The organism is Agrobacterium sp. 20P9.1.2, from assembly GCF_057799395.1.
In genome coordinates, this window is record NZ_JBYOKI010000009.1 from 28,610 (window position 1) to 53,602 (window position 24,993).

A 24,993-nucleotide genomic window follows, 5' to 3' on the forward strand; every position below is an offset into this window, starting at 1 on the left:
ACATTCAGTTCAAAGACATAAAGCTAATCCAATATTTAATGAGTATCAGATAATTTATATAAACGTAAAATAATATTTTATTTTATTTTTTATTGCAATATTTAGGTTTTGGCTTCTTTAACTCTTTGTGCAGAGCCAGCGCAGTTCCGATGCAGAGTTGTTCGTGTCAACGAAGTTTGGCAGATATGACGTTCGTTCGACGTATCTGATATGGGTGGATCCTTCTGTTCCGCTCCACTTTCGTGTGATCAACGACTGGTGGGCCAACTCTTTGATCAGATTTGCGTTTTGTGCGTGGGACAATTGCCGTCGATTGGGTGCCCATTTGCGGTACGTCCAGTATCCAGAGACCTGCGGCCAACAGGAAGATAAAAAGGACATAAGTTGCATTCCAGAAATGCACCGTCCACCCCACCAGAAAGAAGCTGTACATAGTGATCATGTAGCCGGTTCTATACTGCACCAACTTATCATCGCGACTTTTGGATAGACCAATGGTCACGACCGGCAGCAAAAATATCAGCAGCATCAATATTGCGGCCGGTATTCCATACTGGACGGCATGGACCAGCCAAAACATATCTATGCTATTCGGCATCCAACTTGGACGGTCCCATCTGTTAAATCCGACACCGAAGAACGGGTGGTTAAGCGCGGACTGCGATCCAAATGTCCAGATCAGAATGCGGTGATAAGCAGAATCAACGTCAAAAGAAAAATTGGTGAGAAAAATGTTCGGGACGGATCGATTGGCCGCAATTGAAATGAGAATCCATAGGGTCGATAAGCCCGTGCCTAACAGCCACCATCGATGCTCGTACCGTCGTAACACCCAATTCCACAATAACAACAGGCCCTGAGCTGCAAGGGCGGTGATTGGACCTGCAGAGAGACTGAGAAACGCGGTAGCCGCCACGAGCCCGGTTCGGAGCCAACGTTTGCCAGCTTTTTCGCCGTAGCCGAGTGTGAGATGCACCATCGCCATGATGCTTCCGCAGACCACGCCAAACAAAATGGGATGCTCGAGCACGGCTTGTACCCTTCGCAAACCCCAACGCATCTCATTTTCGGCAATCGGAGGTATGGGAAGGAAGGTGGATAGAGCCTCAAGCAGAAGGTTGCGGTTGGTCACGGCTTCCGAAATTGCGATGGGGAATAAAATCATCACGATAATGAACAAAAGCCGAATTGCTTCCCGGAAGTCATCCGCACTGCGAATAAAGCATCGCGCAACGAAGTAAGCGCCGGCGGTTTCGACAAATTGTGTCCCTGCCTGCGTGATGCTGCCCTCAAACCCGTGATTGACGATCAGGCTTACAGCGCACCAGAAACAATATAGCAGCACGGTAATGTCGGCCGCACGGATCGGGCCTGCCCGTCCAGTGATCCAGCGAAAAAGACAGGGTAAAACCATAATTACTAAGACGAGCCGATAGGGTGGGACGGCGACGGAACCGAGGTGCCACGTCCATGGCAGAAACAGGGATATCAGAAGAATACGGGCTGGCCAGGCTAATCCTGTCCTTTGGGTTTGCGCGCTATTTCTGATAGTCCCGCGCAACGGTCTTGACACGCCTTGACCAACCAAAGTTTCGTTCACGACATTGCCCCTTCAAAAGACAAGCGGGTGCATGCTTTTCGGATCCGCGTGCAAACGGCTTCAATCCATGTGTCTAGTCTGCCTTCGCAGACCAAACAGCGCGCACGAGTGTCCTAAGGCTCCCAATCAACCGGCCAATACTAAGATTACAGGTGTGAGGGGTAGGGAGGTAGACTGTCTTCCGCCGTACGCCAGACGGCCAACTCACGTCTCAAATAGTTCGTTTGGATGCCTCTAGTCCGCCAAAAGCCGTAGTCGCGTCGTGTGCTACTCCGATTTTGCAATGGTCAGTCCTCAAGTGCGGAGTCCGATTGGCTTTTTTCGGGAGATGCCTTGCTTCTGCGCCACAGGGTTTTGAGGTTGCGGACCCACAGCGACTTACTCGCCAATCCGCGCGCCTGATTGTTGACGACAGAAAAAAGCGAGTGGGTCATCATCAAAAAGAAAGGCAGCGGGCGTGCCGCAGTCAGCAGTATTTCGCGTTCGAGACGAATATCTATCCCAAAAGCAGCCTTGTATTCAGCCTCGCCCTGGCCGAAGTCTAGGCGCGTTATCTCCGGCTCGCGGCACAAATCCTCTATCATACCAAGCATTGTGAATCGCCCCACGGAATCCTTCGCAAAATCCGGATCGAAGCCAGGGGTGTTGACGTAAAACGTGTTTCGATATGCGAAGCCGGTCCAGAACGCCACCGGCTGGTCTTTCAGATAGAGTATCCATGTTCGGTGCCAGCCCTTGCGTAGGCCAAGCCTGATGAGTGCCATTTCGATCGGACTGCCTGAAAATCCAACACCTAGCCCCCCCTGATAGGAACTCGATGCGATTTTCTGCATGTCGCGGCAGAGTTCCGAGAGCTCTTTAGGTCGGCTGAAACGGCGTAGTTGCAGATTGTTTGTGAAGCTTTTCTTCAATGCACGATCGTGCCAGCGTAGTTTCTTGCGGGTCTTTGACGAGCGGTTATCAAGAAATTCGTCGTAGGAACCGGGAATGTCCGCCACCCATCTATGAGACGCGGGCTGGCCACAGCTTCGCATTAGGAGGGGAGTAGATGCCACAGCCGCAGCATACCGGTCACTGCCGACATCGATGTTACGCATGTGGACGATATCTGCTGTGCCTTTTTTCAACGCCTGGCGAAGGCAGTAAAAAGCAAGGTCCTCGTCTTCCCGATTCCGGGTTCCCAGAATGCCATCGAACGAGACGATCAGCGCGCGCAGCGATATGCGGCCTAGCACGCTATAGCCAAGCTTTAGCGGCATCGATACCGTTTGCAGGCGGGCGATGACCATAAGATCTGGCGCGTTGGGGCGTCGAATAAGCATCACATGCGGCATGATCTGGTGGTCACTGCCAACGACGGTCATGAAGTAGTCGATTTCCGCATCTATGTCGGTAATCGCAAATGCGCTCCAAATGTTCCTAAGCGCCTCAACCTCAGTCAAGCTCGTCGCGACACTGACCGTAACCGCATTTAGGGAATTCGAGACCTTTTGCGTTGCAGAACCACTATGCAAGAAAGATACCTCCGGTGTGGCCAATGGCCTGTCTGCGTCTTCGCGACAACGTAGTGCTCAGTAAACGGTTTTGATTTTCGTGCGTGCCACCAATTCTGAAGAATGAACGTTCGGCGCCAGCTTGGAGGCTTTCACCACAGTCCGACGTCCGTGCTTGAAGATTTTCCTTACGAAAGCCCAGCTCATTAAGCCGATGTGCGGGGGATGATCGATCAGGGCAGCGAGAAGAAACGTCATAGCGCTTCTTCGCTTTCCTACGTTGAACAAATAACTTCCAACATCCATCAGCATGATGGATCGCTGCTTCCTTCTGACAGACAGCGCATCCCTGTTGTGCCTGAGGATACGCATCAACCCGATCATTTGCTTTCGTCGGTTCATCGATATGCTGTCTTGGGAAATGAACCCCAGGACAACCGGCTCGATGTCTTCGTAAATTGTGGTGAACTTGGCGAGCTGGATGGCAAAGCCCCAGTCTTCATTGGCTCTGGCGCAGCTATCGAACCACTTCACCGTGGGAAAGCAGCTTTTGCGAAACAGGGCGTTCTGGAGGCTTATACGGTTTTCCGTAAGAAGATGGCCAAGTTGATCCTCGTCGATGCGCAATCGTCCCTCTGGACGAGGCGCATAGGCCACACGCCCCGGGCCGAAATTCCAATCGTCGTCACGGCCGTAAAGGATCTTTGCCCCGACAACCACGCCGATGTGGCTGGGCATGGTTGAAAACAATGCGAGCTGCTTCTGAAGCTTTCCCGGTAACCACAAGTCGTCGCTGTCCTGGAAAGCGATATAGTCGCCGCTTGCGTGCTCCAGTCCCGTGTTGCGAGCCGCCGCGGCACCACCGTTTTGCTGGCGCTTCACATATTTTACCCGACTGTCGCTAATGCCGCAGACAATGCTCTCCACGTCCTCCGTTGACCCGTCATCAACGACGATCAACTCTAGGTCGGAATAAGACTGAGTCATAACGCTGTTTATCGCTGCGAGCAGAGTGGCGCCTCGGTTATAGGTTGGCAGTATGACGGATATCGTCATGCCGGTGATGTCCAGGCACGATCCAGCATCTTGTCAGGCGGCCAGTCCCCACACCGCGCCGCATTGAGAAGGTTCAGTTGAACTCGTCGCTTCTGCCGTTTACGAAGGGGATTGTGATTATCGATCTCGACCATGAGAGACATTCGCGCTGACCTGAAAGCTTCGGAAGGACGTCTCATCGGGGGGGTGCTGAGGATTTGGTGGTAGATCGCGAGCTGCAAAGCGTTGGCGCGCTCTACGCTGAAGCGCTCTGTAACGATCCGACGACCATAGCGAGCAAGTTCTAGCCGTAGATCCGGTTCGCGGAAAAGAGCGTGGATCTGCTCCGCGAGGCGTTCAGGACCGGCCTGCGCATCTCCTCTTCCATAAAACCCCTGTTTTAGAAACAGGTCATAGCTCTCCGGCTCGAATATCTCCGAGAAGCCTTCCTCGCCCTGGACGATGAGGGGTATCCCCATGGCGAGCGCTCGCAGAGCAGAACTTCCCATGCCGACAACAAGATCAGCGGCGGCATATGCCGACCGCGGATCCAAATCCTGGCCAGCAAGACGCACAATTTCCCTACCGTGCCGACTATTGACCGCCGCTGCTCTGGCTTCCAAGGCATCGCGGGCAGGGCCATCGCCGACCAGTATAAGCCTTAACCGGCATGAACGAGAGAGCTTGTCGACGGCATCTATAGCGCGAACAAGAGCATCCAGTTTCAAGTCGATAGCTAGCCGCGATACACTCACGATGAGAAATTCGTTCGGCGATACCGCATGCTTGCGACGGAATGCCGATCCATCGATATCTGGATTGTCGCGGACAACGTCGATAGGTGGCTCAATCACCCACACGCCATTTTTTTGCCTTTTGCGCGCCTCGATAGCCAGATTTTGAGTTCCCATGATCAACGGAACGGAAGCAGGTATGTTGGGCATGACCTCCATGCTAAGCACCGTGCACACAATCGGTACGTTCAGCAGAAGAGAGGCACCATAATAGGCGTCAAGGCAGCTCGGCCATTCATATGTGTGAATGAGATCGATGCGATGTCTCCGGGCAATCGCAGTCAATTGTGCAATACGCGAAGGTGCAGGCCGATACTTGAGAGTGTGCGCCGGAATAAACCGAAGTCCGCGTTCGGCGATATAGTCAACGAGAGGTCCGGGAACCCCGTAGACGATCACGTCATGCCCGGCAGCAGCGGCTGCCGCAGCTAGGTCGATAGCATTGATCTGACTTCCACCGATTGACAGCTCGTGCGGATAAACGAGGAGACGCATGTGTTTAACTCTCCGCTTCCTTGAGCTAGGTGCGAACCGGTCGGTTATTCCCGCCTGTCGAACACTTTCGAGAGCTTTGCGCGTCAGTCGAGATAAGCACAAGCTCGCCCTTTGAAGGATATAAGAGGATGAACTTCCCGAGCGCCCGGTAATTGGGCGTATGCGGTCGAGCAGGTTGCTGCGGCAATACTCCTTTTGATCGAGTAACAGCCTATTTATGTCAGCTTTACGCTGTTGGAAAAAAGTCGTTCTTCTTGGGTTGCGCCACCGCCTGAGCTCCGATGAGGGACAGAGTGCGGTTCGCGAGAGCCCCCGGATGTCGGGGCGTCATTAAACCTCGCACCACAGGGCCTTCAAGCATGATTGCATCAAGCGTTACCTTTGGCCACGACGTGGTGATCCATCATCCTGATCTTGTGAACCTTTATGGCTGCAGCATCGGCGACGGAACCCGCATCGGGACTTTCGTTGAAATCCAGAAGAACGCGGTCGTCGGGCGCAATTGCAAGATTTCCAGTCATTCTTTCATCTGTGAAGGCGTCACCATCGAAGACGGGGTCTTTATCGGGCACGGGGTCATGTTCACCAATGACTTGCATCCCCAAGCCGTGGGGTCTGACGGTCTGTCACTCTCTGACGGCGACTGGACCGTTGTTCCGACCTTGGTGCGTAGGGGGGTGTCGATTGGCAGCAATGCTACCATTTTGCCCGGCTTGACGATCGGTGCAGAGGCCTGTGTTGGCGCTGGCGCTGTCGTTACGCGCGACGTTCCCAACGGGGCGACAGTCGTCGGTGTCCCAGCCGTGATCATCGGCTTTCGCCACACTGCGGAAAATCAAATATCGTCGAGTAGGAGCGTGTGATGATTGGCATCGCTGTCGTGGGATACGGCTATTGGGGCCCCAATCTGGTGCGCAACATCGTCGGACTGGAGGGTCTTCAACTGCTCTATGTCTGTGACTTGCAAAAAGCCCGGCTTTCCAACGTGAAACTGCGGTATCCGACGGTTGAAGTCACGGATGATTTCGAAGATATCCTTCGAGATCCGCGGGTCCATGCTGTTGCCATAGCAACGCCTGTGTCGTCGCATTTTATGCTGGCGATCAAGGCCATGATGGCGGGTAAGCACGTTTTCGTCGAAAAGCCGATGGCGGCGTCCAGCGAGGAAGCTCGCCGGATGGTGGATGAGGCAGCACGCCGTAATCTGATCCTGGCTGTTGACCATACATTCATCCATACCGGCGCTGTGAAGAAGATGCGCGACATCGTGTCCAGCGGCTTCGGCGACATCTACTATTACGATTCTGTCCGGGTTAATCTGGGCCTTTTCCAGCATGACGTGAGTGTCGTATGGGATCTGGCCGTTCATGATCTGGCGATTATGGATTACGTCCTGCCGGAGAAGCCCATAGCCGTTTCGGGCACAGGAGTTTGCCACATTGCAGGGCAGCCCGAGAATATCGCTTACCTCACGCTCTTCTTTGAAAGCAAACTGATCGCCCACATTCACGTCAACTGGCTTGCTCCCGTCAAGATCAGACGCACGCTGATCGGCGGCAGCAATAAGATGATTGTCTATGACGATCTGGAGCCAAGCGAGAAGATCAAGATCTACGACAAAGGCATCACCATAAGCGACAATCCCGCCAGCGAGAACGAGCCTGGATACAAGCATCTGGTTGGCTACAGGATTGGCGACATGCACGCACCACAACTCGATATGGGGGAGGCGCTGGGCAGTGAGCTGCGTGAATTCATTCGATGTGTAGAAAACAATATTCAACCGACTGCCGACGGCCAGGCCGGTTTGCGCGTGGTCCAAATTCTTGAGGCTGCTGCGCGATCGATTGCGCAGCAAGGCCGTGTCATCGAACTGGAAAAGACAAGGTTGATCGCATGATACCCTTTCTTGATCTGAAAGCCCAATATACCTCGATCAAAAACGAGGTCGATGCCGCAGTACTGGGAGTTTTGGCGTCGGCGCAATATGTGCTGGGCGAAGAGGTCGCCCGGTTCGAACAGGAATTCGCCAGCTATTGCAGGGTCGAACACGCGATTGCGGTCAATACGGGCACGAGCGCGTTGCATCTGGCTCTGCTGGCGGCCGGCGTCGGACCAGGCGACGAGGTCATCACGGTTCCCTTCACCTTCGTCGCGACCGTTTCGGCAATCTGCTACACCGGAGCGACACCGGTTTTTGTCGATATCGAGCCGACGACCTTCACCATGGATCCGGCAAAACTGGAGGCTGCGATTACGCCTCGAACAAAAGCGATCATGCCGGTTCATCTCTACGGCCAGATGGCCGATATGGATCCGATCATGGAGATTGCCGAGCTTTACGGAATCGCGGTCATCGAGGATGCATGTCAGGCCCATGGTGCGGGATACAAGGGCCAGCGTGCCGGCAGCATAGGTATGGCGGGCTGCTTCAGCTTTTATCCTGGAAAGAATCTTGGTGCCTGCGGCGAAGCCGGCATGATCGTCACCAACAATGCGGCCGAGGCGCAGGCAATGCGCATGATGCGCGATTGGGGGCAATCGCGCCGTTACGAGCATCTGGTCAAAGGCTTCAACTATCGAATGGATGCCATCCAAGGTGCCGTCCTTCGGGTCAAGCTGCGACATCTGGATGCCTGGACGGACGCTCGCCGCGCCCACGCCGCACGTTATTCGGAGTTGTTGCGTGGCCTTGAAACGGCACTAACGCCGGTAGAAGCTGCGGGACGTCGTCATGTCTATCACATTTACGCCGTCCGTTGCCGTGATCGCGAGAACCTTCATCGCAGCTTGACCGAAGCGGGCATACAGGCCGGTTTTCACTATCCGATCCCCGTTCATCTACAGGCTGCACACCAGGATCTAGGCCATCGAGTAGGCGACTTTCCTTTCGCCGAGGAAGCGTCGCGTACGCTGTTGTCTTTACCGATCTATCCAGAAATGACAGCCGAACAGATAGGCCAGGTCGCTGCCGTCATGGAGCAAGATGTCTATGCCAGCTGAAAGCCTGCCCACCGTCAGAACTGTTCAGGCCGTTCACGGTCTGAGTAAAGCCCATGCGGATTCCGATTTCCATCTGGCATTATCCGCCGAGATGAAAGCGGTATACGGGGATGCAGGCCTGCTCGAACTTTATGGACGGTTTTGCTGCGGCGATGGCTTCGTCGATTCCGTCATGCGCAAGGTTATCTGGCAGGCGGTGGCCCGGAGCTGCGGAGCCGGTCTGAAAGTTGAAAGCGGTGCAGGGTTCAAGCATCTCGAAACATTCGAGATCGGCAACGGTGTCTTCGTCGGCGCACAATCTTTCATCCAGGGCCGCTACGACGGGACCTGCATTATCGGCAATAATGTATGGATCGGGCCGCAGGTATTCATAGACGCAAGGTCACTCAGTATCGAGGAATCGGTCGGTATTGGCCCAGGTACAAAAATTCTCGGTTCGAGCCACACTGCCCAACCGATGGATGTTCCGATTATCGAAACGGATCTCCAGATCAAACCGGTCCTCATCGGTGCCTGGGCGGATATCGGGACCAATGCGACGATTCTTCCGGGCGTGACGATCGGCGACGGGGCGATCGTCGGCGCTGGTGCGGTTGTCGCCGAGGACGTGGCACCATTCTCCGTGGTTGCAGGCGTTCCCGCAAAATTCATTCGGTGGCGCCAAAGCGCCGATCAGCCGACTTTGCCGAAAGCAGGGAAGCAATGAAAAACAAGAGAGTTCTGATTACGGGCGGTGCCGGCTTGGTCGGATCGCATATCGCAGACCTGGTTGCCCTCGAACAACCTCTCGAGATCGTCATACTTGACAATTTCGTGCGTGGACGCCGTAGCAATCTTGCACAGGCCGTTGCCGCCGCTCCTGTTACCATCGTCGAAGGTGACATCCGCGACCGCGCACTGGTGGCGTCGTGTTGCGAGGGCGTTGATATTGTCTTCCATCAGGCGGCAATCCGCATCACGCAATGCGCAGAAGAGCCTCGCCTTGCGTTTGAAGTCCTAGCGGAGGGGACATTCAATGTCCTTGAGGCGTCTGTGAAGGCGGGCGTTAAGAAGGTGATAGCGGCTTCCTCGGCGTCCGTCCTGGGGCTCGCGGATGAGTTCCCGACGACCGAGGATCATCACCCCTACAACAACAGAACCCTCTACGGCGCTACAAAGGCGTTCAACGAAGGCATGCTGCGCAGCTTTGCCGAAATGTACGACCTCAATTACATTTCCTTGCGATATTTCAACGTCTATGGCCCGCGCATGGATATTTTTGGGGCCTATACAGAGGTCCTTATCCGCTGGATGGAACGGATTTCTGCTGGGCTGCCGCCCATCATCCAAGGTGATGGCAGTCAGACCATGGATTTCGTGCATATTCGCGATATTGCGCGCGCAAACTTGCTGGCCGCACAATCGACGATCACCGACAGAGTTTTCAACGTCGCCAGCGGCACGGAAACAAGTCTTCTGCAATTGGCGCAGATGCTGCTGACAATCATGAACTCTTCGCTGGAGCCGCAACATGTCGCCGCGCGCAAGGTCAACGCAGTGACGCGCAGATTGGCGGATGTCCGCCGAGCAGACCTTGAACTCGGATTCCGTACACAGATAAGCCTTGAGAGCGGATTGCGCGATCTGGTGAACTGGTGGACAGCATCACAGGTCCCCCACAGCGGAGAAGCTGCGGCATGAGCACCGAGATGTTGCAGATTCCCGTCGCCAAACCGCTGCTCGATGAACAGGAGGTCGAGGCTGTCCGCCGGGTCATTCTGTCCGGGTGGGTCACGCAGGGTCCTGAAGTCAGCGCCTTCGAACGGGAGTTTGCGGCGTTCGTCGGCGCCGATCATGCGTGCGCGGTATCCAATTGTACGACTGCGCTCCATCTGGCACTGAAAGCCGTCGGTATCGGCGTTGGCGATGAAGTCATCACCGTCAGCCATTCGTTTATCGCAACTGCCAACGCGATACGCTACTGTGGTGCAGTTCCGGTTTTCATCGACATCGAGGCGGATGGGTTCAACATGAATCCGGACCTCATTCTATCGGCAGTCACACCCAGGACGAAAGCGATCCTCTGCGTGCATCAGTTGGGCATGCCATGCGACCTTTCGGCAATCGTGGCGATTGCTCGCGACCTTGGTATTCCCGTCATCGAGGATGCAGCCTGCGCAACGGGTAGCGAGTTATTGTGGGACGACGAGTGGCAGATGATCGGAAAGCCGCACGGCGACATTGCCTGTTTTTCGTTCCACCCGCGCAAGGTTATGACCACCGGTGACGGTGGGATGCTAACGACAGCCAACTCAGAGTACGATCGCAAATTCAGGCTTTGGCGCCAGCACGGCATGGATGTGACGGATGCTGTGCGGCATGGCGCAAATCGGGTCATCTTCGAAGGTTATCCCGAAATCGGTTTCAATTATCGTATGACCGACCTTCAGGCAGCAGTTGGCCGGGTGCAGCTGTCGCGCATGCCATCGATTATTGCCGGACGCCGCGCGCTTGCCTCTCGGTACAGCGAATTGCTTTGCGACATGGGCTGGCTGGAAACACCGCAGGAACCCGTGTTTGCACGAAGCAATTGGCAAAGTTACTGCGTCAAACTAGGGGGCGGGGTCGATCAGATGCACACGATGCAGGAACTGCTGGATAAGGGAATTTCCACGCGTCGCGGTATCATGAACATTCATCTCGAGCCTTGCTACTCGGACCCTGCGATACGGCGCGTCTCTGGTAGTCTCGCACTGAGCGTAGCGGCCCAGACGCGGTCGATCATCCTGCCGCTGTTTGCGCAGATGCAGGCTGGGCATGTGGATTTTATCGCGAAGTCGCTTGGCGATTTGAAAGAAGAAGTAAACCGCTTGCAGGAAATGGCGATATGAGAGTTGGAATTCTAAACTTTGGCGCCTTCAGACGGTTTTCAAAACCCATCTGCGAATTTTTGTTGGAAGCATCTCTTCCGGTAGTAGGCGGATCAGCCTGCTGACGGAATGCAGGCTACCTCCCAAGACAGTTACAGACCCCAGAACCGTCGCTTGCCATAAAGGCAACCACATCGTCGCGGCGAAGATCAGACTCGACAGTCCGAAAAACAAGGCGCCGGTCTTGCAGTTTTCGCTAGACCAACGAAACCCGGTCAATCTTCTCACGATCAGAAATATTGCAAGCGTGTGCCAGACATAGAGGCCGCAAAACGCAACCGCCGCACCGACGATGCCGAAGTATTCGACCAGTAGATAAGCGAGGCCGATGTGAACAAGTGTCGCAGCGACCTCGGTCCAGAAAAAGATCGCCTGCGCCCCTTTGGCCAGCACGATATACCCCATCGGCCACGACACTATACGAAGAAGCATTCCGATGCAGATCCATCGCAAGAGATCGGATGCAGCGTGAAATTCCGGAGAGTAAAACAGCCACATGACCAAGGGGGCGAATGTCAAAGTTGCAAGCACCCCTGGACCGGCCAGCAGCATGCTTACCTGGGCTTGTTCGTTGACGAGCTTGTTGCACGCATTGTGGTCCGCCGAGATTGCCGTTAGCCGAGGATAGAAATCCGTTCCCATGGCTTGCAGGATGAAACCTGAATACAGACTTCCGAGGGCCCAGGCAGCCTGATACAATCCGGCACTCAGGACGCCACCAGCCTGCAGGACAATCAAGCGCACGACATAGGCACTCACCAACGTCAACAGGCCGCTTATCATGAACACGAAGCCCAACCTGACAAGCGGCTTGAGATCCTGGCCGAAATGCGAAAATGACATGGTTGGTGCGTTTCCGGCCAGCCTGCGGCTGAACCACCATGATGAAAGCAGCATAGCAGCAGATGAAGCGACCAGAGCCGGCACAATTCCCCCGGTATTGAAATAGAAGATCATCGGAATGGTGATGGCGGTAGTAAAAAAGGCCGTGACGATATTGACCTGCGCCAATAGAGATATCTTCCGCAAACCCTGCAACAACGCTGTCTGACCAGCGGATGCCAGCCGGAAAAAGATCGCAGCCGATAATAAGCCGATACTAAGCGATTGTTGATGGTCGCCGAAGGTGAAGTAACCAATAGGAAATGAAAGCGCCGCGAGGAGCGCTGCCCCAATCAATCCCAGCAAGGTTGACGTTCTCTTCAAGATAAAAGCGGTACGGGCTATCTTGTCTCGATCTCCTGTTCCGACCGCCTCGGCAATCTGACGCACACCACTGGCCTGCACACCCAGACCTGCGACGGCTTGCGTCATGTCGGCAATCGAGTTGAATATCCCGATCAATCCAATGCCCTCGGGTCCCAACAGCACTGCCATTGCCTTAGTCCTAAGGATTGCGAAAACCATTGTGATGGCAGATGAGCCGCCGATCAGCGCTGTCGATCGGAGAATTTCGACATAGCCCGTCTTTTCCGGCTGAAGCTCGTTCATCGTTTGCAAGCCTGTTCTTCGGCGTTTTTGCGATTTTTCCGCGCCATCTGGATTTTAGATGTCTAATTCTGGCTGGACGTCTTCATCAACGAACTCACATCGTTTTTGGAAGGCTTGGGAGCGCCCCTGCTGACGTTTACAACGTCTCCCGGTTGAAGGGTCGTGTTCGTCGTCGCCACATCCTCGCGGACTTCGTTATTTTCACGGCGCACGACGGTGAAAATCAGTTTATCGTCATCCTCGTCCGACGCATGGCTTTGGGACAGAATGTCGAGCAACAGAGTCTGCGTGAGATCGCGTTTGAGTTTGAGCTGATCCTGGTTCGCTTTTTCCGCCTGTAACTCGGTAGCGACTTCTGTGCGCTGCTTGTCATACAGTCCGTCAAGGCTGCGTGTCGTCTCCGCGATGCCCTGACGTGCCCGCATGATGGACGTATCCAGATCTAGCCGGTCCGAAAAATAACTTCGCAACAAGCGCTCCAGATCTGACTGGCGAGCCGGAACCACGATACCCCGATCAACAAGGCCCTTGATCTTTCCAAGCTGCATTTGAAGGGATGAAACGTCTTCGTCGGTGCTGATGACTTTCTTTTCGAGGGTCTGTATCTCCGAACCGAGCAATCCGCGCAGTTCGGCGTAGGATTTCGACTGGCGATCGAGTTCGTTCATGCGGGCGACGTGCAAAATCTTTTCGTGCTCAAACACCATGGCAGCCGCTGTGGGATCGCTCTGCAAATTCGGATCGAAAACCATATCTTTGGATCCCGAAATTTCGGCCTCAAGACGCACTATTCTTACGTCACTTCTGAGAAGCGAGTTTGCGATTTCCTTCAACTGCCCGGCATATCCCAGTCTGTCCTGCGATGTCGGCGGAGCACCAACGGGTCTGAAAACTCCTCCACTCAAGGCCAGAGCCTGAAGAACCGTCAGACCATCCCGAAATTTGTACTCTCCTGGACTTGCTACATCTCCAACGACGTATACAGGCGGCCTGTCGATAATCTCTACAGTCGCCAGCGGTGTCTCGACGAGGCCAATCTTCGATTTCAGTTTTTCCGCGATTTGCGCTGCCAGGCCGTCATTGTCCAGCCCAGCGACCTGTAGAAGGCCGATCACCGGGAGTGAAACCGTTCCGGCGTCGGAGATCAGAAAGTCGCCTCCTATAGGGTCCCATCTTTCGTAAGCACCCTTTGTTGGCATCCACTGGACGATTGTCACGCGAATTTTCGTTTGCGGCGAAAACGGAAAAGTTTCTGCTCTTACGACGGTGCCGGTAATCGACACCAGAAATAATGCAGACGTCAGGAAACCGCCAATCGTTTTCAGGATACCACCACGCTGTCGTGACGCTCTATTCAAAATCATTACTCCGGCAAACAGCGGGCTCTCCGGAGGCCGCACGTCAAATGTCAATTTGCTTTAATGAGCGAAAATGAGAAGAGGATCAGATGGTACTTGGCATCATCATTAAAGGTTATAGTAAGACGAGCGACATACCCAAAGACAAAAATGGATGTTAGTCTCTACACTCTTATTGGTTGTTATAAATGATAAGCGTGTGAAATACACAAATAGCATCACATTTTTTCATTGATTAAGTAGCTTACTACTAAAGGATGCTTTCCAATTTATGGCTGCACAATCAAAATGATTGATTAAATATTAATAAAATGTAATATTTTGTAAGTGATTTTTTGTGAATCTGCTCTTTGAAATTTTTCTAGGGAAGGCGCTACGATGGCCTTAAACGCAGTAGTGAACGGAAGGGATATCCCTATTGATCCCTCTTATCAATATTCTCTAGGAGCGATGTCGACAACGGACCGAGATTACGATCAACGGACACTGCTCATTATTGATGTTCGGTTGCTTTCACGACAATGCTTGTCCTATTCGATTTCCACTCACAAGAAGGACATCAACGTCGTTAGCTTTGCATCTATTGCGGACTGGCAGGGCAGGCGAGCTGAGTTTCCGGTGCCCGATGCGATCTTGATGAGTATTGGCAGCCGAAACCTCACTATACCGGCTGTCGCCACCGAAATTCGGTCGGTATGCTCAGAGATTGACCTGCCTATCATTCTGCTTGCCGATGCGGATGAGTTTTCCCAAATCGTCAACGCACTTGAATGTGGTGTGAAAGGTTACATCCCGTCTTCGGTAAGCCTCGATGTGTGTGTGGAAGCGATATCGCTTACTATGGCCGGCGGGATGTTCGTTCCAGTTGGCAGCATTCCCATGATGCGCTCGTCAATCGAAAAGCCGTCTACGTGCCGGTTGTCGGATTTTTTCACGGATCGTCAACTAGAGGTCGTTGAAGCTCTTCGCCGTGGAAAAGCGAACAAAATCATAGCTTTTGAACTAGATATGCAGGAGAGCACAGTCAAAGTGCATGTCCGTAATATCATGAAAAAAGTAAGGGCCTCGAATAGAACCGAGGTCGCGTTCAAGATCATGGAATTGATGCCTCCACTTTCTGAAACCAGACAACGTGTGAGCTGAAAACTCATACTTTACAGCTTCCAGAACCGGATAGGCTTCGCGAGACAAGTTCAGAATTGTGGCGGGTTTGGCTGCACGACATGCGGGTATTCAGTGGACAGTTGAAGCAGGTTATTGCCCTTCATTCACGCGCAAAATTTCAACTTCCAAGTATCTCGCGCGGACATTGGTCGAATTCGCTGGCGCATCGACTTTAAAGGGGCCATGGTCGGTTATCGACTTATTGGAAGCTGGTGATTTTCCCTCTTTCAGTCACATCTTGCGTGGTTCCGAGCGATAAGTGCTGCACATGCCGAAACACCATCTCTCGACGCCGCCTGTCAATCGCAGAAAACTCCTCCGGCTAAGCCACAGGACAGAGTCTAATGCCACGATACTTTTTTCATACCATGGACGGCCGAGCCGCCATAGACGATACAGGCCTTCTATTTGATAACGTGAAACAGGCGCAGCAGGAGGCGATGCGGGGTGCCAGTGAAATGCTTGTCGATCCCGAGATGGGTCTTTGGCTAGGCAATCGCTGGATCATGGTAGTTGCAGATGAAAATGGCTATGTGCTTTTCAACGTAAGAATTTCAGTGGAACAAACAATTCGCTCGTTTCCTGTCCCTAAATATTGACTGGCGACATCTGAGTGAGCTGAATTATAGCGACTGACCGTAAGCGCGATCTACATCTGCTGTGTTTCAGCGATACAACAGCTCCATCAAGACCTGTGGTTAGAGTCGGGCGACGGAACTTGTGAAGGATCGTCGCCAGTGACGCTCTTTTTCCGTGGAACCAGGGTCGTCAGCTTCGATTTGCAGAGTTCGTTTACTTCGAAAATTTATCTCGTGTATTTATTGCATTGTTTGGAAATTCGTTTTCCAACCAATTTGTTGTCTTGCCGCACCGTTCGCGTTGATTTTTATAGGTCGCCGACGAGACGCCTGTATTCTTTCTCAGCAGGCCCATAGGTGCCGCTTGCAAAGCTCTCAAGACCCTGACGATTCAATATAGTTATCTGATTTCTTTCCGCCGAGATCAGATGTTGCCCCTCTAGCACGTGTAATGCTGTGGTGATGCTCTGACGTCTTACGGCCAGGACGTCTGAAATGAAAGCATGCGTTAGGCTAATCTCTCCTTTGTCGAACCTATCGTGGCACATCAAAAGCCAACGCGCGAGGCGTTGCTCTATGTTGTCGGTGGCGTTAGACAATGCCGTGAAGGACGTCTGAACAGACATTGCTTGAGCAAATCGTAAAAGGAACGAGCGAAGATTGAAACTTTCCTCCATTGCATGGGAAAGATGCACGCTCTGAATCCTGTAGCCGTCTCCAGAAACCTGTATAAAGCTCGAGTAAGGAGCAGTGGGATCGTGCATGATGAGCGAGGTAGGAAACATTCCTTCCCGGCCTACAATAGCGATCTCTGCCTTTCGACCGCCGCTCACCTCTGCAACTACAGACGCTATGCCTCGCTCGAAAAAATAGCAGTAATTGGCAAATTTTCCCGGTGACGAAAGCGCATAAAGTCTCGGAAGTTCCAACTTTTCCAAATGTGGCGCAAGTCGATCAAAATCGGCGGAATCTAATGCGGAAAGAAGTCTGTTGTGGACGGTCGATTGTTGTAAAATGCTCATACTCTTAACCTCAGTGAGGGCAAGAGCAATGATTATCTCCTAGCCGTTCGCGCCATGAAGTTGCGAACGATTGGTCGTTCTAGGCTATTGGCGTGGCAGATGTATGGCCGCCGTAGAGATCGGCAGGCAAGAGCGTAGAAATTAATGTCCGAAATCGGACTGTCATGTTTGTTCTTCAATTCGTATGAAGGGAGCGACATATTCAGCAACGCAGATTATCACGCGAGATTAGCACAACTATAATTACGATTTTTTCCTGAAAATAATATTATGGAACTGCTGTTTACGGCCCGTTCTCGTTGTGTTTTACCGCAAAGATTATATTATTAGAAATATCTAATAAAAAGAGCCTTCGCTTAAGCGATAGCTAGGCAAGCATTTTAAAATTAGCTCGAAATAGAAATTATGTCCGATATAGGACAAATTGGAAGCGGATCCGAATGCTGTGACGGTACATCCCTGTAAAGGAAGCGAGGTCGCTTACAAACACCGTTCGCGAGTCGATGACGAACGGGTCATGCCGGTGAACGTACTGCCTTGAAATTGTTGACATTTTTTCGACTCGCGCTGATCATTCCCGTGAACTTCATCTCGCATAGCCGACAACTGTTATCATTACGCTTTTGGACTTCAAGGATCGATTCTAATTAGACGATGTCGAACTCAGCTCAAATTGACTTCCAGGATTTCGGACCTGCCATTACGAGACGCACCGTTTTTTAGCTGTTAAGTTCGGGCCTTGCGTCCCTCAACAAGCACAGGACATGGACGATGTTTACTCACGTAATGATTGGCAGCGATGATCTGGAGAGATCGAAAGCCTTCTACGACGCCACCTTCTCTGCCCTTGGCGGCGGGCCAGGTGAAATCGATGCCAGAGGGAGGCTTGTCTACATACATGACGGAAGCCGCCTAATGGTAACAACGCCGATTGATGGGAAACCAGCGACGGTTGCCAACGGCGGAACGATCGGTCTTGTCGCTCCAAGCCCGGAGCATGTAAAAGCATGGCACGACGCCGGGACAAGCCACGGAGGAAAGTCGATCGAGACACCGCCGTCAGAGCGTCCGAACGGCTCATTTGTCGCCTATCTCCGCGATCCGGATGGAAACAAGCTAACCGCGCGCACGCTACCGTCGGCTTGAGTTGGCCATGCACGGCAAGGTTTCGTTATAGATGCAGACTGTCTGGAGAAACGGATGCCGAAGCGTCGTGAGAAGTCGGACTTGCCTACTAAGATCTGTCCGGTCTGTAGCAGGCCGTTCTCATGGAGAAAGAAGTGGGAGAAGACCTGGGAAAACGTGAAGTTTTGCTCCCAACGATGTCGAGAGACGAAAGTAAGATCGTGAGGCTATTGAGCCGTCGTTAGATCGGGCACAGATGTAACTGCTCGATATGTGAGGATTAGAAATGGCCGAAGATGCAGGCGTGATAGCTGTGGACCACACGGGATTCTCGGTCGCCTCGTTGGAGGAGGCGATCCAGTTCTGGACTGAGGCGATGGGTTTCGACCTTGCTCGCCAGGGAGAGATGGGTGGAGAGTTCCTACGGGAGGCCACGGGGGTTGACGATCCGCGCTGCCGAATGGCGCTGGTGACAGCTCCAAATGGCTACCCTATCGAGCTTCTCGAATATTCGACAGGCCGTATGCTGGGGGAGACACCTCGGAGCGCGGGTGCGATCGGCGCCGCGCACATCGCCTTCACGGTTACGGATATCCGCACGGCGATCGCGCGGGTTGAGAGGGCGGGGTGGGCGGTGAAGGGTTCGCCGCAGCCGATACCGGCTGGACCCCGACGCGGAACGATGGTCGCGTACATCTCCGGCCCGGATGCTATCACCATAGAGCTTATGCAGCCGCCTGTTCAACATTCTCGCGTCGTCTAACGCTCCGTTCGCCCGGGAAAGCTGAACCTTTGTAGGTCTTGGTGCATGGACCAAGCGCCGAAGGTCGTCTGAAAACTGCGAAGTTCATGGCAGGATTTGGCCGATACCGTTGAAAAAGTCGGCGTTGCTGTCATTGCGAAGTTCTGATTCACTCTTTCTACGGATTTAGGAGGATGTGCCGATGATGGGCGAGCGGACGGTAGCGCAGGAAGCGCTGTTTTACGGGTTCAGCATGGAGCGTCACGTCCCAGCGAGCCATCTTCTGCGGTCTATAGACCGCTTCGTCGATCTGTCTGGTCTTAGGTCTCACTTGCGCCCTTTCTACAGCGAGATCGGGCGGCCCTCGATTGATCCGGAACTGATGATCCGCATGCTGATCGTTGGTTACTGCTTCGGCATCCGTTCGGAGCGTCGACTGTGTGAGGAAGTGCATCTGAACCTTGCTTATCGCTGGTTCTGCAGGCTAGGCCTTGAAGGCGATGTCCCGGATCACTCGACTTTCTCCAAGAATCGGCATGGTCGTTTTCGGGATAGCGATCTGCTGCGCGAACTGTTCGAGACGACAGTGAGGCGCTGCATTGAAGAAGGCCTTGTCGGCGGCGAAGGCTTTGCCGTCGATGCGAGTCTGATCAAGGCGGATGCCAACAAGCAACGGTCAGTGGAAGGATCGGAAGCGGTCGACTGGAAAGCCATGGCCGAGACCCGCCGCTCGGTTCAGGAATATCTCGACACGCTGGATGACGCGGCTTGGGGGGCGGCTAGCGAAGCAAAGCCGAAGTTCGTATCGAGGTCGGACCCAGCGGCTCAATGGACCGGAGCGATGAAAGGCCACGCCTTCTTTGCTTATGCTACCAACTATTTGATCGATTTGGACAATGCCGTCATCGTTGATGTCGAGGCGAGCCGCGCGATCCGGCAGGCGGAGGTCGGCGCGGCACGCACCATGATTGACCGTACTCAGGATAGCTTCGGTCTCTATCCGGAACGCTTGGCCGCTGACACCGCCTATGGTTCGGCAGAGATGTTGGGCTGGCTCGTCCACGAGCGCGGGATAGAGCCGCATATTCCAGTCTTCGACAAGTCCGAGCGGCGTGATGGTACATTCCAGCGTGCCGACTTTGCTTACGACCACAAGCGTGATCTCTACACCTGCCCTGGCGGCAAGGAGTTACGCTCTCGGCAGATCACCTACAAAAGCGAACGTCCGCTCGTGGATGAAGATGGCATGGTACGTTATCGCGCCAGCAAACTCGACTGCGATGCCTGCGCCTTAAAACCTCGATGCTGCCCGAACGCCCCGGCGCGCAAGATACCACGCTCCATCCATGAAGGCGCTCGCGACATGGCGCGCGATATCGTCAAGACCGAAGCCTATGTTACGTCGAGGCATCAGAGGAAAAAGGTAGAGATGCTTTTTGCCCACCTCAAACGCATCCTCAGACTGGATCGCCTGCGATTACGTGGACCGAACGGAGCGCGTGATGAGTTCCACCTCGCAGCCGCAGCCCAAAACCTCCGGAAACTCGCAAAACTGATCCCGTCAACAACGCCAAAACCGGCGTGAAGGGAAATACATCTCAGCATGTCCCAACGATGAAAGCGTCGGAGCAAGATCAGCATGCGCCTTTTTCAACGGTATCCGCCAATTGCGGTCATCAGAATTCGACACTGCGAAGCCATTTTTCGATGGCCGCCGCAAGCGAGGCTGGCGCTTCTAATGGGATCATATGGCCGGTTTTATCGAGGATGGTGAATTCCGAACCGTCAATTCCGTGGTGGAGTTCTTCTAGTTCCGTTCGGGTTCGGAGCTTATCGTCCTCGCCAGCAATAACGAGGCATGGGCATTTGATTCCTGCAAGTGAGGCTCGTTCGTCGTGGCGGTCGATCAAGGATTGTCGACGGAAGACTTCGCCTCCCAGCCGTTGAGCCATCGACTTGATACGATCAATCAAGTCCACTCGTTCAGTATTTTCCGGATGCAGGGATGACGCCACCGCAGTCGTGCTGAGCCCTTTGAAGGATGAGCCATTGGTTTGCCCGGTGATCGCCGCTTTTCGTTGCCGCTGTAGATCAGTGTCACCTCTTGCTGAAGTCGCAACCAGCACAAGAGCGCTTACCCGGTTTGGTGCTTGGCGCACGATCTCACGAGCCACGTAGCCTCCCATCGAGAATCCGACGAGAACGAAAGTCTCTGGGGCCTCTGCTAGCGCTCGCTGAGCCTTATCATGAATTGAGGTATCCCTCGAAAGATCGGCGTACGCAATCGGGTGAAAGTCCGCCAAGCCCGGCATCGAGCATGAAGCCCGGGACTAGAAGCATAGACATAATTTTCCTCGGCCCCATCCATATCCTTTGGCGATGTAACGGTATTAGCCGCGATGAACCCGATTGGCTACCGATGAGATACCCGGGTGCTGAGACCACGTCCGCTTTGGGCCAAATGCGCAATCCCCTATATGCACTGGAAATCACTAGGGAATTTGAAGCTTCTTTGGCACGAAGCGGTTAGTCGTGTGGCTTAGACAGTAAGCCAGTGGCAAAACCGCATTTCAACGCGAGATCAGTGCTTGACAACTATTTGCTCACTAGGCGGAAATTTTAGTGGTGAGAGGATGACGCGCTAACCCTACTATTTCGTAGACAGTTACAAGGAGACGAATGGCGGGCATTGAATTGCAGGAATAATAAATCGTTTGCGCATCTCTTCGAGTGCTAACAAGTTGGGCGCGGCGGAGTTTTCCAAGATGCTGAGACAACGCAGATTGGCTGAGGTCAACCATCTCGGCTAACTGCCCAACCGCCACTTCTTTCTGGCTTATTATGTCAAGGATATGCAGTCGTTTTGCGTTTGCCATTGCTGACAACATACCAGCAAAATCTGTCACCGCACCGTCTTCGAAAACTGTTGTTTTCATATGTGGTCACCTTTTTGGGCGAAGCGCGGTTTATTGACGTAAAATACGGACATCATGAGCGCGTGGCGCTGCTACGCTAGTACGACTATTGATTACAGTGGCACCTTTGGCACGCTTATGCAATGCAAACCAGATGAAGTATGTCCGATAACGGACGCAACCACTACGTCGGGAGCGCTTACGCATGATCGCATATTCAATATTCGCTTAAAGACTTCGTTCTCACGGTACGAGCTCACGTAGCGAGGCAATGACAAAGTCCGATTGATAGGGTTTGGGTATGAACCTTTCTCCAATACTGAGAGGTTGGCTTTGAAGATGATGATGTCCGGAGGTGATAATAATTTTTATCGGTGGCCACCTATCTCTTACAAATGCAGCGAGTTTGAGCCCATTAATATCTCCAGGCATATCGATATCGGTAAAAAGCGCGCGTATGGATGGGTTGAGTGCCAAAAGAACAATCGCTTCAGTCGCGTTCGCAGCTTCAAATACCTCGAAGCCTTCTTCTTCCAAGTTTTCAACGATGGCAAAACGAATGAGTGCTTCGTCCTCAACTACTAGGACGCCAATTCGGTCTTTGGGCACGAAGGCCTCGTTTCGGTGAGAGGTAGCTGCTATCTGATGGCAGAAATAATATTTGTCCGCTATCGGACATAATTCATTTGTCTCACTTAGGTTCCAAAAAATGCTGGATGCGCTTAACCTTGCCTCTAAGTTTCATCTAGTTTTGAGCTCAATCTTGTGGTTTTTTGCGGTGGTCCATAGTTTTAAGGCCAGCGCGAGTTTAAAGTGTCGGGGGTTAAGCATTGTGCCGATGAACCCTTGTGAGCGAAATAGGCACCCTGTTGACGATCGCGCTGTGTGCCGGAACTCGTATCGTCTTTAAGCCAATCCTCCATTTTTCCCGTGCGCCGTTGAGGCTCTTAAACCATCGGGCGTTTAGGCATTCGCGCATTCGTTGCCGGATGAGGACAAGATTTTACAAGTTTCTGTGCGATCAGGCCCCCGCAACCAATCTTTCCCAAAACCACCGAGATAATCAAAACGAACGGCGCACTAAACGGCAGATTAGCCCTCGAACGCGGAACATAGTGCCGTGGATGGGCCATCATTGAACGACTAGCCAAATGATGTCCCTTGTCTAAACAACGAAGCTACCTCAACTTCGCCTTCAAAGACGCATCCGGAAAACAGGTTGGGGCCATTCCATTCCTAGACTGCCAATCCCCAAGCGACCGGCGCGTCTTGAAAAAGGCGACGGCAAGAGCTTTTAAGGTAGGTTCTGGCTTGTGGCTATGACGGCGAGGTTGCAGCTGAAGGCAATACTGGCACCATCGCTAGCCGTCAGTCGCGGGGTGAGAACGACACTGCTGAGGACGACCGGATCGGACGCATGTAGCGGTACGGTCTCGTGGCTATTGCTGCTAGTCAGGAGCCGGATGGTCGCGAGGTTTTCAACAACATCCGTTACGGCGTCTTCGTCACCTTCAAGGCACATAATGAATATGCCCGTTCCTGCTTCAAGCAAGATGGCCTGTTGACGGACCCCTCAGGCTGGCATGCGTCGATGTGGCGTCCGTTTCACATTTATCGGTCTGGAAACCTCGATCAGCGTGCTGTCCGCGGTATTGCGCGATGAGCCGACAGGTTCCTCCAAGGAATTTCGCGGTGACGCAGTGGCGACTGCGAAGAAGGACAGCCGGGCGAAATGCTGGATGGCGAGGGTGGCTACGCCGTGTGGGCGAATGCCATCCCGGCAGCGCGCAGTCTATACATCAAGGCGCTGCCCTTTGGTCTTGCGCACAATGTGAAACTCAAACGCCCGATCAAGAAGGACCAGATTGTATCGATCGACGATGTGGACATCGTCAAGAATCTTGATGTAGTCAACCTGCGTCGTGAAATGGAAGACCGTTTCCGCCCAGCCAAGGTTGCTGCGCAATGAGTGATATGGGTGCCATGAATAAACAAGCTTTTGTCGTGATTGCGGAATTCAAGGTCAAGCCAGGCAAGCTGGACGCTTTTCTGGCGGCTGCTCGTGACGATGCTAAGCACTCGGTGGAGGGCGAAGCGGGTTGTCACCAGTTCGACGTGATATGCCCCAAAGGCTCTGACGATACCGTTATCTTCTACGAGGTATACGAAAGCCGCGCGGACTTCCAAACGCATCTCGAAACGCCCCACCTAGCGCGTTTCCGCGACGCCTTCCCACCGCTTATCGTTGAAGAGCGACCGGTGCGGCTTTCAGCAAGACAATACCTCTGACCGCAAGGACAAACCTGTGATCGATACCGTGTCTAATGTCGCTGTTATCGGAACCGGTGTTATGGGAGGTTCTCCAGCCTTGCCTGTTCCCTCCGCCTCCAAACACGGGGCGGTTCGCCAGCGCGGCTGAGGAAGAAGCGGGAGAAGTAGGCTGGGTCCGCAAAGCCCAGATGGGCGGCGATTTCGCTGACGGGTGCTGCTGAAAACAGCAATTGGGCCTTGGATTCCTCCATCAGCTTTTCCGCGATCAGGTCGTGCGCCGTGCATCCCAGTGCAGAGCGGACGACGCGATTGAGGTGGGTCAGCGACACGTCGAGCGACTGAGCATAGAAGGCGACCGGTTTGTGGGTCCGGAAATGCTGCTGGATCAGCGCGCGAAGCGCTTCTATGCGACGTGCCTTGTCTGAGGGGACCTGTTGGTTTGCAGTCTGTGCGGAGGACATCCGCGTCAGGAGTTGTAAGGTCGATGAGATATAGGCGGCCAGAAGATTTCCGCGGCCAGGGTGACGATTGTCGAACTCGTCTGCGAGCCGTGTCAGCGTTTGTGCCACATAGGCCGCGTCTGCTTGAGCGATGTCCAGTTGGGTTACTTGCGGTGTTAGAAACAGCCCACCGCGTTCGACCGGCGCGTGGCCGAGATGCGTATTGAGGATCGTCAGAACGATGCCTTTCACGTCGCGCGAAAAGCGAAAGCCGTGATTGAAACCGGTTGGTACACTGACGACGGATGACGGGGGAATCGGCACAATCCGGTCGTCGAGCACGGCGTCGCCGGATCCGCTTTCGAGGTACAATATCTGAAAGAAGGAGTCATGTCGGTGAAGCCGGATTTCCCAGGCATGTCGGCTGCTCCGAGACTCAATCGTTTCGCAATGCACCCAGAAATCAGGCTCTTTACGCGGATTCTCGCCGTAGAGCATATAGGTGGGCACGGATTGCATCGGGAATTTTCTCCAGCCTGAATGTTCAGATAGTGCAAG

The 24,993-nt window shown here is 53.5% G+C and carries 24 protein-coding genes and 1 pseudogene; 14 read left to right on the forward strand and 11 right to left on the reverse strand.

Annotation, left to right across the window (positions count from 1 at the left end; all coding sequences use genetic code 11):
* Positions 1-166: 166 nt before the first annotated feature.
* The 4 genes from AC27VJ_RS20525 to AC27VJ_RS20540 all read right to left on the reverse strand — a co-directional run bounded on the left by AC27VJ_RS20525 (position 167) and on the right by AC27VJ_RS20540 (position 5,417).
* Positions 167-1,600, reverse strand: coding sequence for an O-antigen ligase family protein (locus AC27VJ_RS20525; RefSeq protein WP_488685563.1), 1,434 nt, complete (start codon positions 1,598-1,600; stop codon positions 167-169).
* Between the two features lie 287 nt (positions 1,601-1,887).
* Entirely contained in the window at positions 1,888-3,114 is a 1,227-nt protein-coding gene (locus AC27VJ_RS20530; RefSeq protein WP_488685564.1) for a GNAT family N-acetyltransferase, read from the reverse strand.
* A 57-nt stretch (positions 3,115-3,171) separates the two neighbouring features.
* Positions 3,172-4,149 (reverse strand): glycosyltransferase family 2 protein, encoded by a 978-nt coding sequence (locus AC27VJ_RS20535; RefSeq protein ID WP_488685565.1) that lies wholly within the window; start codon positions 4,147-4,149, stop codon positions 3,172-3,174.
* Positions 4,146-5,417 (reverse strand): glycosyltransferase family 4 protein, encoded by a 1,272-nt coding sequence (locus AC27VJ_RS20540; protein WP_488685566.1) that lies wholly within the window; start codon positions 5,415-5,417, stop codon positions 4,146-4,148. The genes AC27VJ_RS20535 and AC27VJ_RS20540 overlap by 4 nt, the downstream gene beginning before the upstream one ends.
* A gap of 359 nt (positions 5,418-5,776) precedes the next feature.
* Here AC27VJ_RS20540 and AC27VJ_RS20545 point away from each other — a divergent pair, with 359 nt between their 5' ends.
* Genes AC27VJ_RS20545 through AC27VJ_RS20570 form a run of 6 tightly spaced genes read left to right on the forward strand, consistent with a single transcriptional unit; the run spans position 5,777 to position 11,290 of the window.
* Positions 5,777-6,280: an acyltransferase gene (locus AC27VJ_RS20545; RefSeq protein WP_488685567.1), complete on the forward strand. Its 504-nt coding sequence runs from the start codon at positions 5,777-5,779 to the stop codon at positions 6,278-6,280.
* Positions 6,280-7,317, forward strand: a complete 1,038-nt coding sequence (locus AC27VJ_RS20550) for a Gfo/Idh/MocA family protein (protein ID WP_488685568.1) — start codon at positions 6,280-6,282, stop codon at positions 7,315-7,317. Before AC27VJ_RS20545 ends, AC27VJ_RS20550 begins: the two co-directional genes overlap by 1 nt.
* The gene (locus tag AC27VJ_RS20555) at positions 7,314-8,420 is read left to right on the forward strand and encodes a DegT/DnrJ/EryC1/StrS family aminotransferase (protein WP_488685569.1); all 1,107 of its coding nucleotides are present in this window, start codon (positions 7,314-7,316) and stop codon (positions 8,418-8,420) included. Before AC27VJ_RS20550 ends, AC27VJ_RS20555 begins: the two co-directional genes overlap by 4 nt.
* Positions 8,410-9,126, forward strand: a complete 717-nt coding sequence (locus AC27VJ_RS20560; RefSeq protein ID WP_488685570.1) for an acyltransferase — start codon at positions 8,410-8,412, stop codon at positions 9,124-9,126. Before AC27VJ_RS20555 ends, AC27VJ_RS20560 begins: the two co-directional genes overlap by 11 nt.
* Entirely contained in the window at positions 9,123-10,100 is a 978-nt protein-coding gene (locus AC27VJ_RS20565; RefSeq protein WP_488685571.1) for an NAD-dependent epimerase/dehydratase family protein, read from the forward strand. The genes AC27VJ_RS20560 and AC27VJ_RS20565 overlap by 4 nt, the downstream gene beginning before the upstream one ends.
* Entirely contained in the window at positions 10,097-11,290 is a 1,194-nt protein-coding gene (locus tag AC27VJ_RS20570) for a DegT/DnrJ/EryC1/StrS family aminotransferase (protein ID WP_488685572.1), read from the forward strand. The genes AC27VJ_RS20565 and AC27VJ_RS20570 overlap by 4 nt, the downstream gene beginning before the upstream one ends.
* A 27-nt stretch (positions 11,291-11,317) precedes the next feature.
* Here AC27VJ_RS20570 and AC27VJ_RS20575 read toward each other — a convergent pair whose 3' ends face one another.
* Entirely contained in the window at positions 11,318-12,820 is a 1,503-nt protein-coding gene (locus tag AC27VJ_RS20575) for an O-antigen translocase (RefSeq protein ID WP_488685573.1), read from the reverse strand.
* Positions 12,821-12,882: 62 nt separating this feature from the next.
* Complete coding sequence (locus AC27VJ_RS20580) at positions 12,883-14,184, reverse strand: polysaccharide biosynthesis/export family protein (RefSeq protein ID WP_488685574.1); 1,302 nt, start codon at positions 14,182-14,184, stop codon at positions 12,883-12,885.
* 372 nt (positions 14,185-14,556) lie between these two features.
* Between AC27VJ_RS20580 and AC27VJ_RS20585 the strand changes: the two genes are divergently transcribed.
* Both AC27VJ_RS20585 and AC27VJ_RS20590 read left to right on the forward strand, forming a co-directional pair.
* Positions 14,557-15,321, forward strand: a complete 765-nt coding sequence (locus AC27VJ_RS20585) for a LuxR C-terminal-related transcriptional regulator (protein WP_488685575.1) — start codon at positions 14,557-14,559, stop codon at positions 15,319-15,321.
* A 365-nt stretch (positions 15,322-15,686) separates the two neighbouring features.
* Positions 15,687-15,941: a DUF6894 family protein gene (locus AC27VJ_RS20590; RefSeq protein WP_488685576.1), complete on the forward strand. Its 255-nt coding sequence runs from the start codon at positions 15,687-15,689 to the stop codon at positions 15,939-15,941.
* 287 nt (positions 15,942-16,228) lie between these two features.
* Here the strand turns inward: AC27VJ_RS20590 and AC27VJ_RS20595 are convergent, their stop codons facing one another.
* The gene (locus tag AC27VJ_RS20595) at positions 16,229-16,942 is read right to left on the reverse strand and encodes a Crp/Fnr family transcriptional regulator (protein WP_488685577.1); all 714 of its coding nucleotides are present in this window, start codon (positions 16,940-16,942) and stop codon (positions 16,229-16,231) included.
* Between the two features lie 771 nt (positions 16,943-17,713).
* Between AC27VJ_RS20595 and AC27VJ_RS20600 the strand changes: the two genes are divergently transcribed.
* The 4 genes from AC27VJ_RS20600 (at position 17,714) to AC27VJ_RS20615 (ending at position 20,394) form a co-directional block, all read left to right on the forward strand.
* The gene (locus AC27VJ_RS20600) at positions 17,714-18,088 is read left to right on the forward strand and encodes a VOC family protein (protein ID WP_488685578.1); all 375 of its coding nucleotides are present in this window, start codon (positions 17,714-17,716) and stop codon (positions 18,086-18,088) included.
* A gap of 54 nt (positions 18,089-18,142) precedes the next feature.
* The gene (locus AC27VJ_RS20605) at positions 18,143-18,292 is read left to right on the forward strand and encodes a DUF2256 domain-containing protein (protein WP_077104747.1); all 150 of its coding nucleotides are present in this window, start codon (positions 18,143-18,145) and stop codon (positions 18,290-18,292) included.
* Between the two features lie 61 nt (positions 18,293-18,353).
* The gene (locus AC27VJ_RS20610) at positions 18,354-18,830 is read left to right on the forward strand and encodes a VOC family protein (RefSeq protein ID WP_488685579.1); all 477 of its coding nucleotides are present in this window, start codon (positions 18,354-18,356) and stop codon (positions 18,828-18,830) included.
* Positions 18,831-19,011: 181 nt separating this feature from the next.
* Positions 19,012-20,394 carry an IS1182 family transposase gene (locus AC27VJ_RS20615; RefSeq protein ID WP_488685580.1) on the forward strand — a complete coding sequence of 461 codons (1,383 nt, stop codon included), beginning with the start codon at positions 19,012-19,014 and terminating at the stop codon, positions 20,392-20,394.
* A gap of 91 nt (positions 20,395-20,485) precedes the next feature.
* Here the strand turns inward: AC27VJ_RS20615 and AC27VJ_RS20620 are convergent, their stop codons facing one another.
* From AC27VJ_RS20620 to AC27VJ_RS20630, 3 genes are all read right to left on the reverse strand, one after another.
* A complete protein-coding gene (locus AC27VJ_RS20620) occupies positions 20,486-21,121 on the reverse strand; it encodes an alpha/beta fold hydrolase (protein WP_488685581.1) in 636 nt (211 codons plus the stop codon).
* Between the two features lie 294 nt (positions 21,122-21,415).
* On the reverse strand, positions 21,416-21,745 hold the full coding sequence (locus AC27VJ_RS20625) for an ArsR/SmtB family transcription factor (protein ID WP_488685582.1): 330 nt from the start codon (positions 21,743-21,745) through the stop codon (positions 21,416-21,418).
* A gap of 222 nt (positions 21,746-21,967) precedes the next feature.
* Positions 21,968-22,333, reverse strand: coding sequence for a response regulator (locus tag AC27VJ_RS20630; RefSeq protein WP_488685583.1), 366 nt, complete (start codon positions 22,331-22,333; stop codon positions 21,968-21,970).
* Positions 22,334-23,147: 814 nt separating this feature from the next.
* Here AC27VJ_RS20630 and AC27VJ_RS20635 point away from each other — a divergent pair.
* Both AC27VJ_RS20635 and AC27VJ_RS20640 read left to right on the forward strand, forming a co-directional pair.
* Positions 23,148-23,693: pseudogene (locus tag AC27VJ_RS20635) on the forward strand (flagellar biosynthesis protein FlgA); the annotation flags it as partial.
* Positions 23,694-23,707: 14 nt separating this feature from the next.
* A complete protein-coding gene (locus AC27VJ_RS20640) occupies positions 23,708-24,013 on the forward strand; it encodes a putative quinol monooxygenase (protein WP_488685687.1) in 306 nt (101 codons plus the stop codon).
* 59 nt (positions 24,014-24,072) lie between these two features.
* Here the strand turns inward: AC27VJ_RS20640 and AC27VJ_RS20645 are convergent, their stop codons facing one another.
* Positions 24,073-24,954, reverse strand: coding sequence for a helix-turn-helix domain-containing protein (locus AC27VJ_RS20645; RefSeq protein WP_488685584.1), 882 nt, complete (start codon positions 24,952-24,954; stop codon positions 24,073-24,075).
* Between the last annotated feature and the right edge of the window lie 39 nt (positions 24,955-24,993).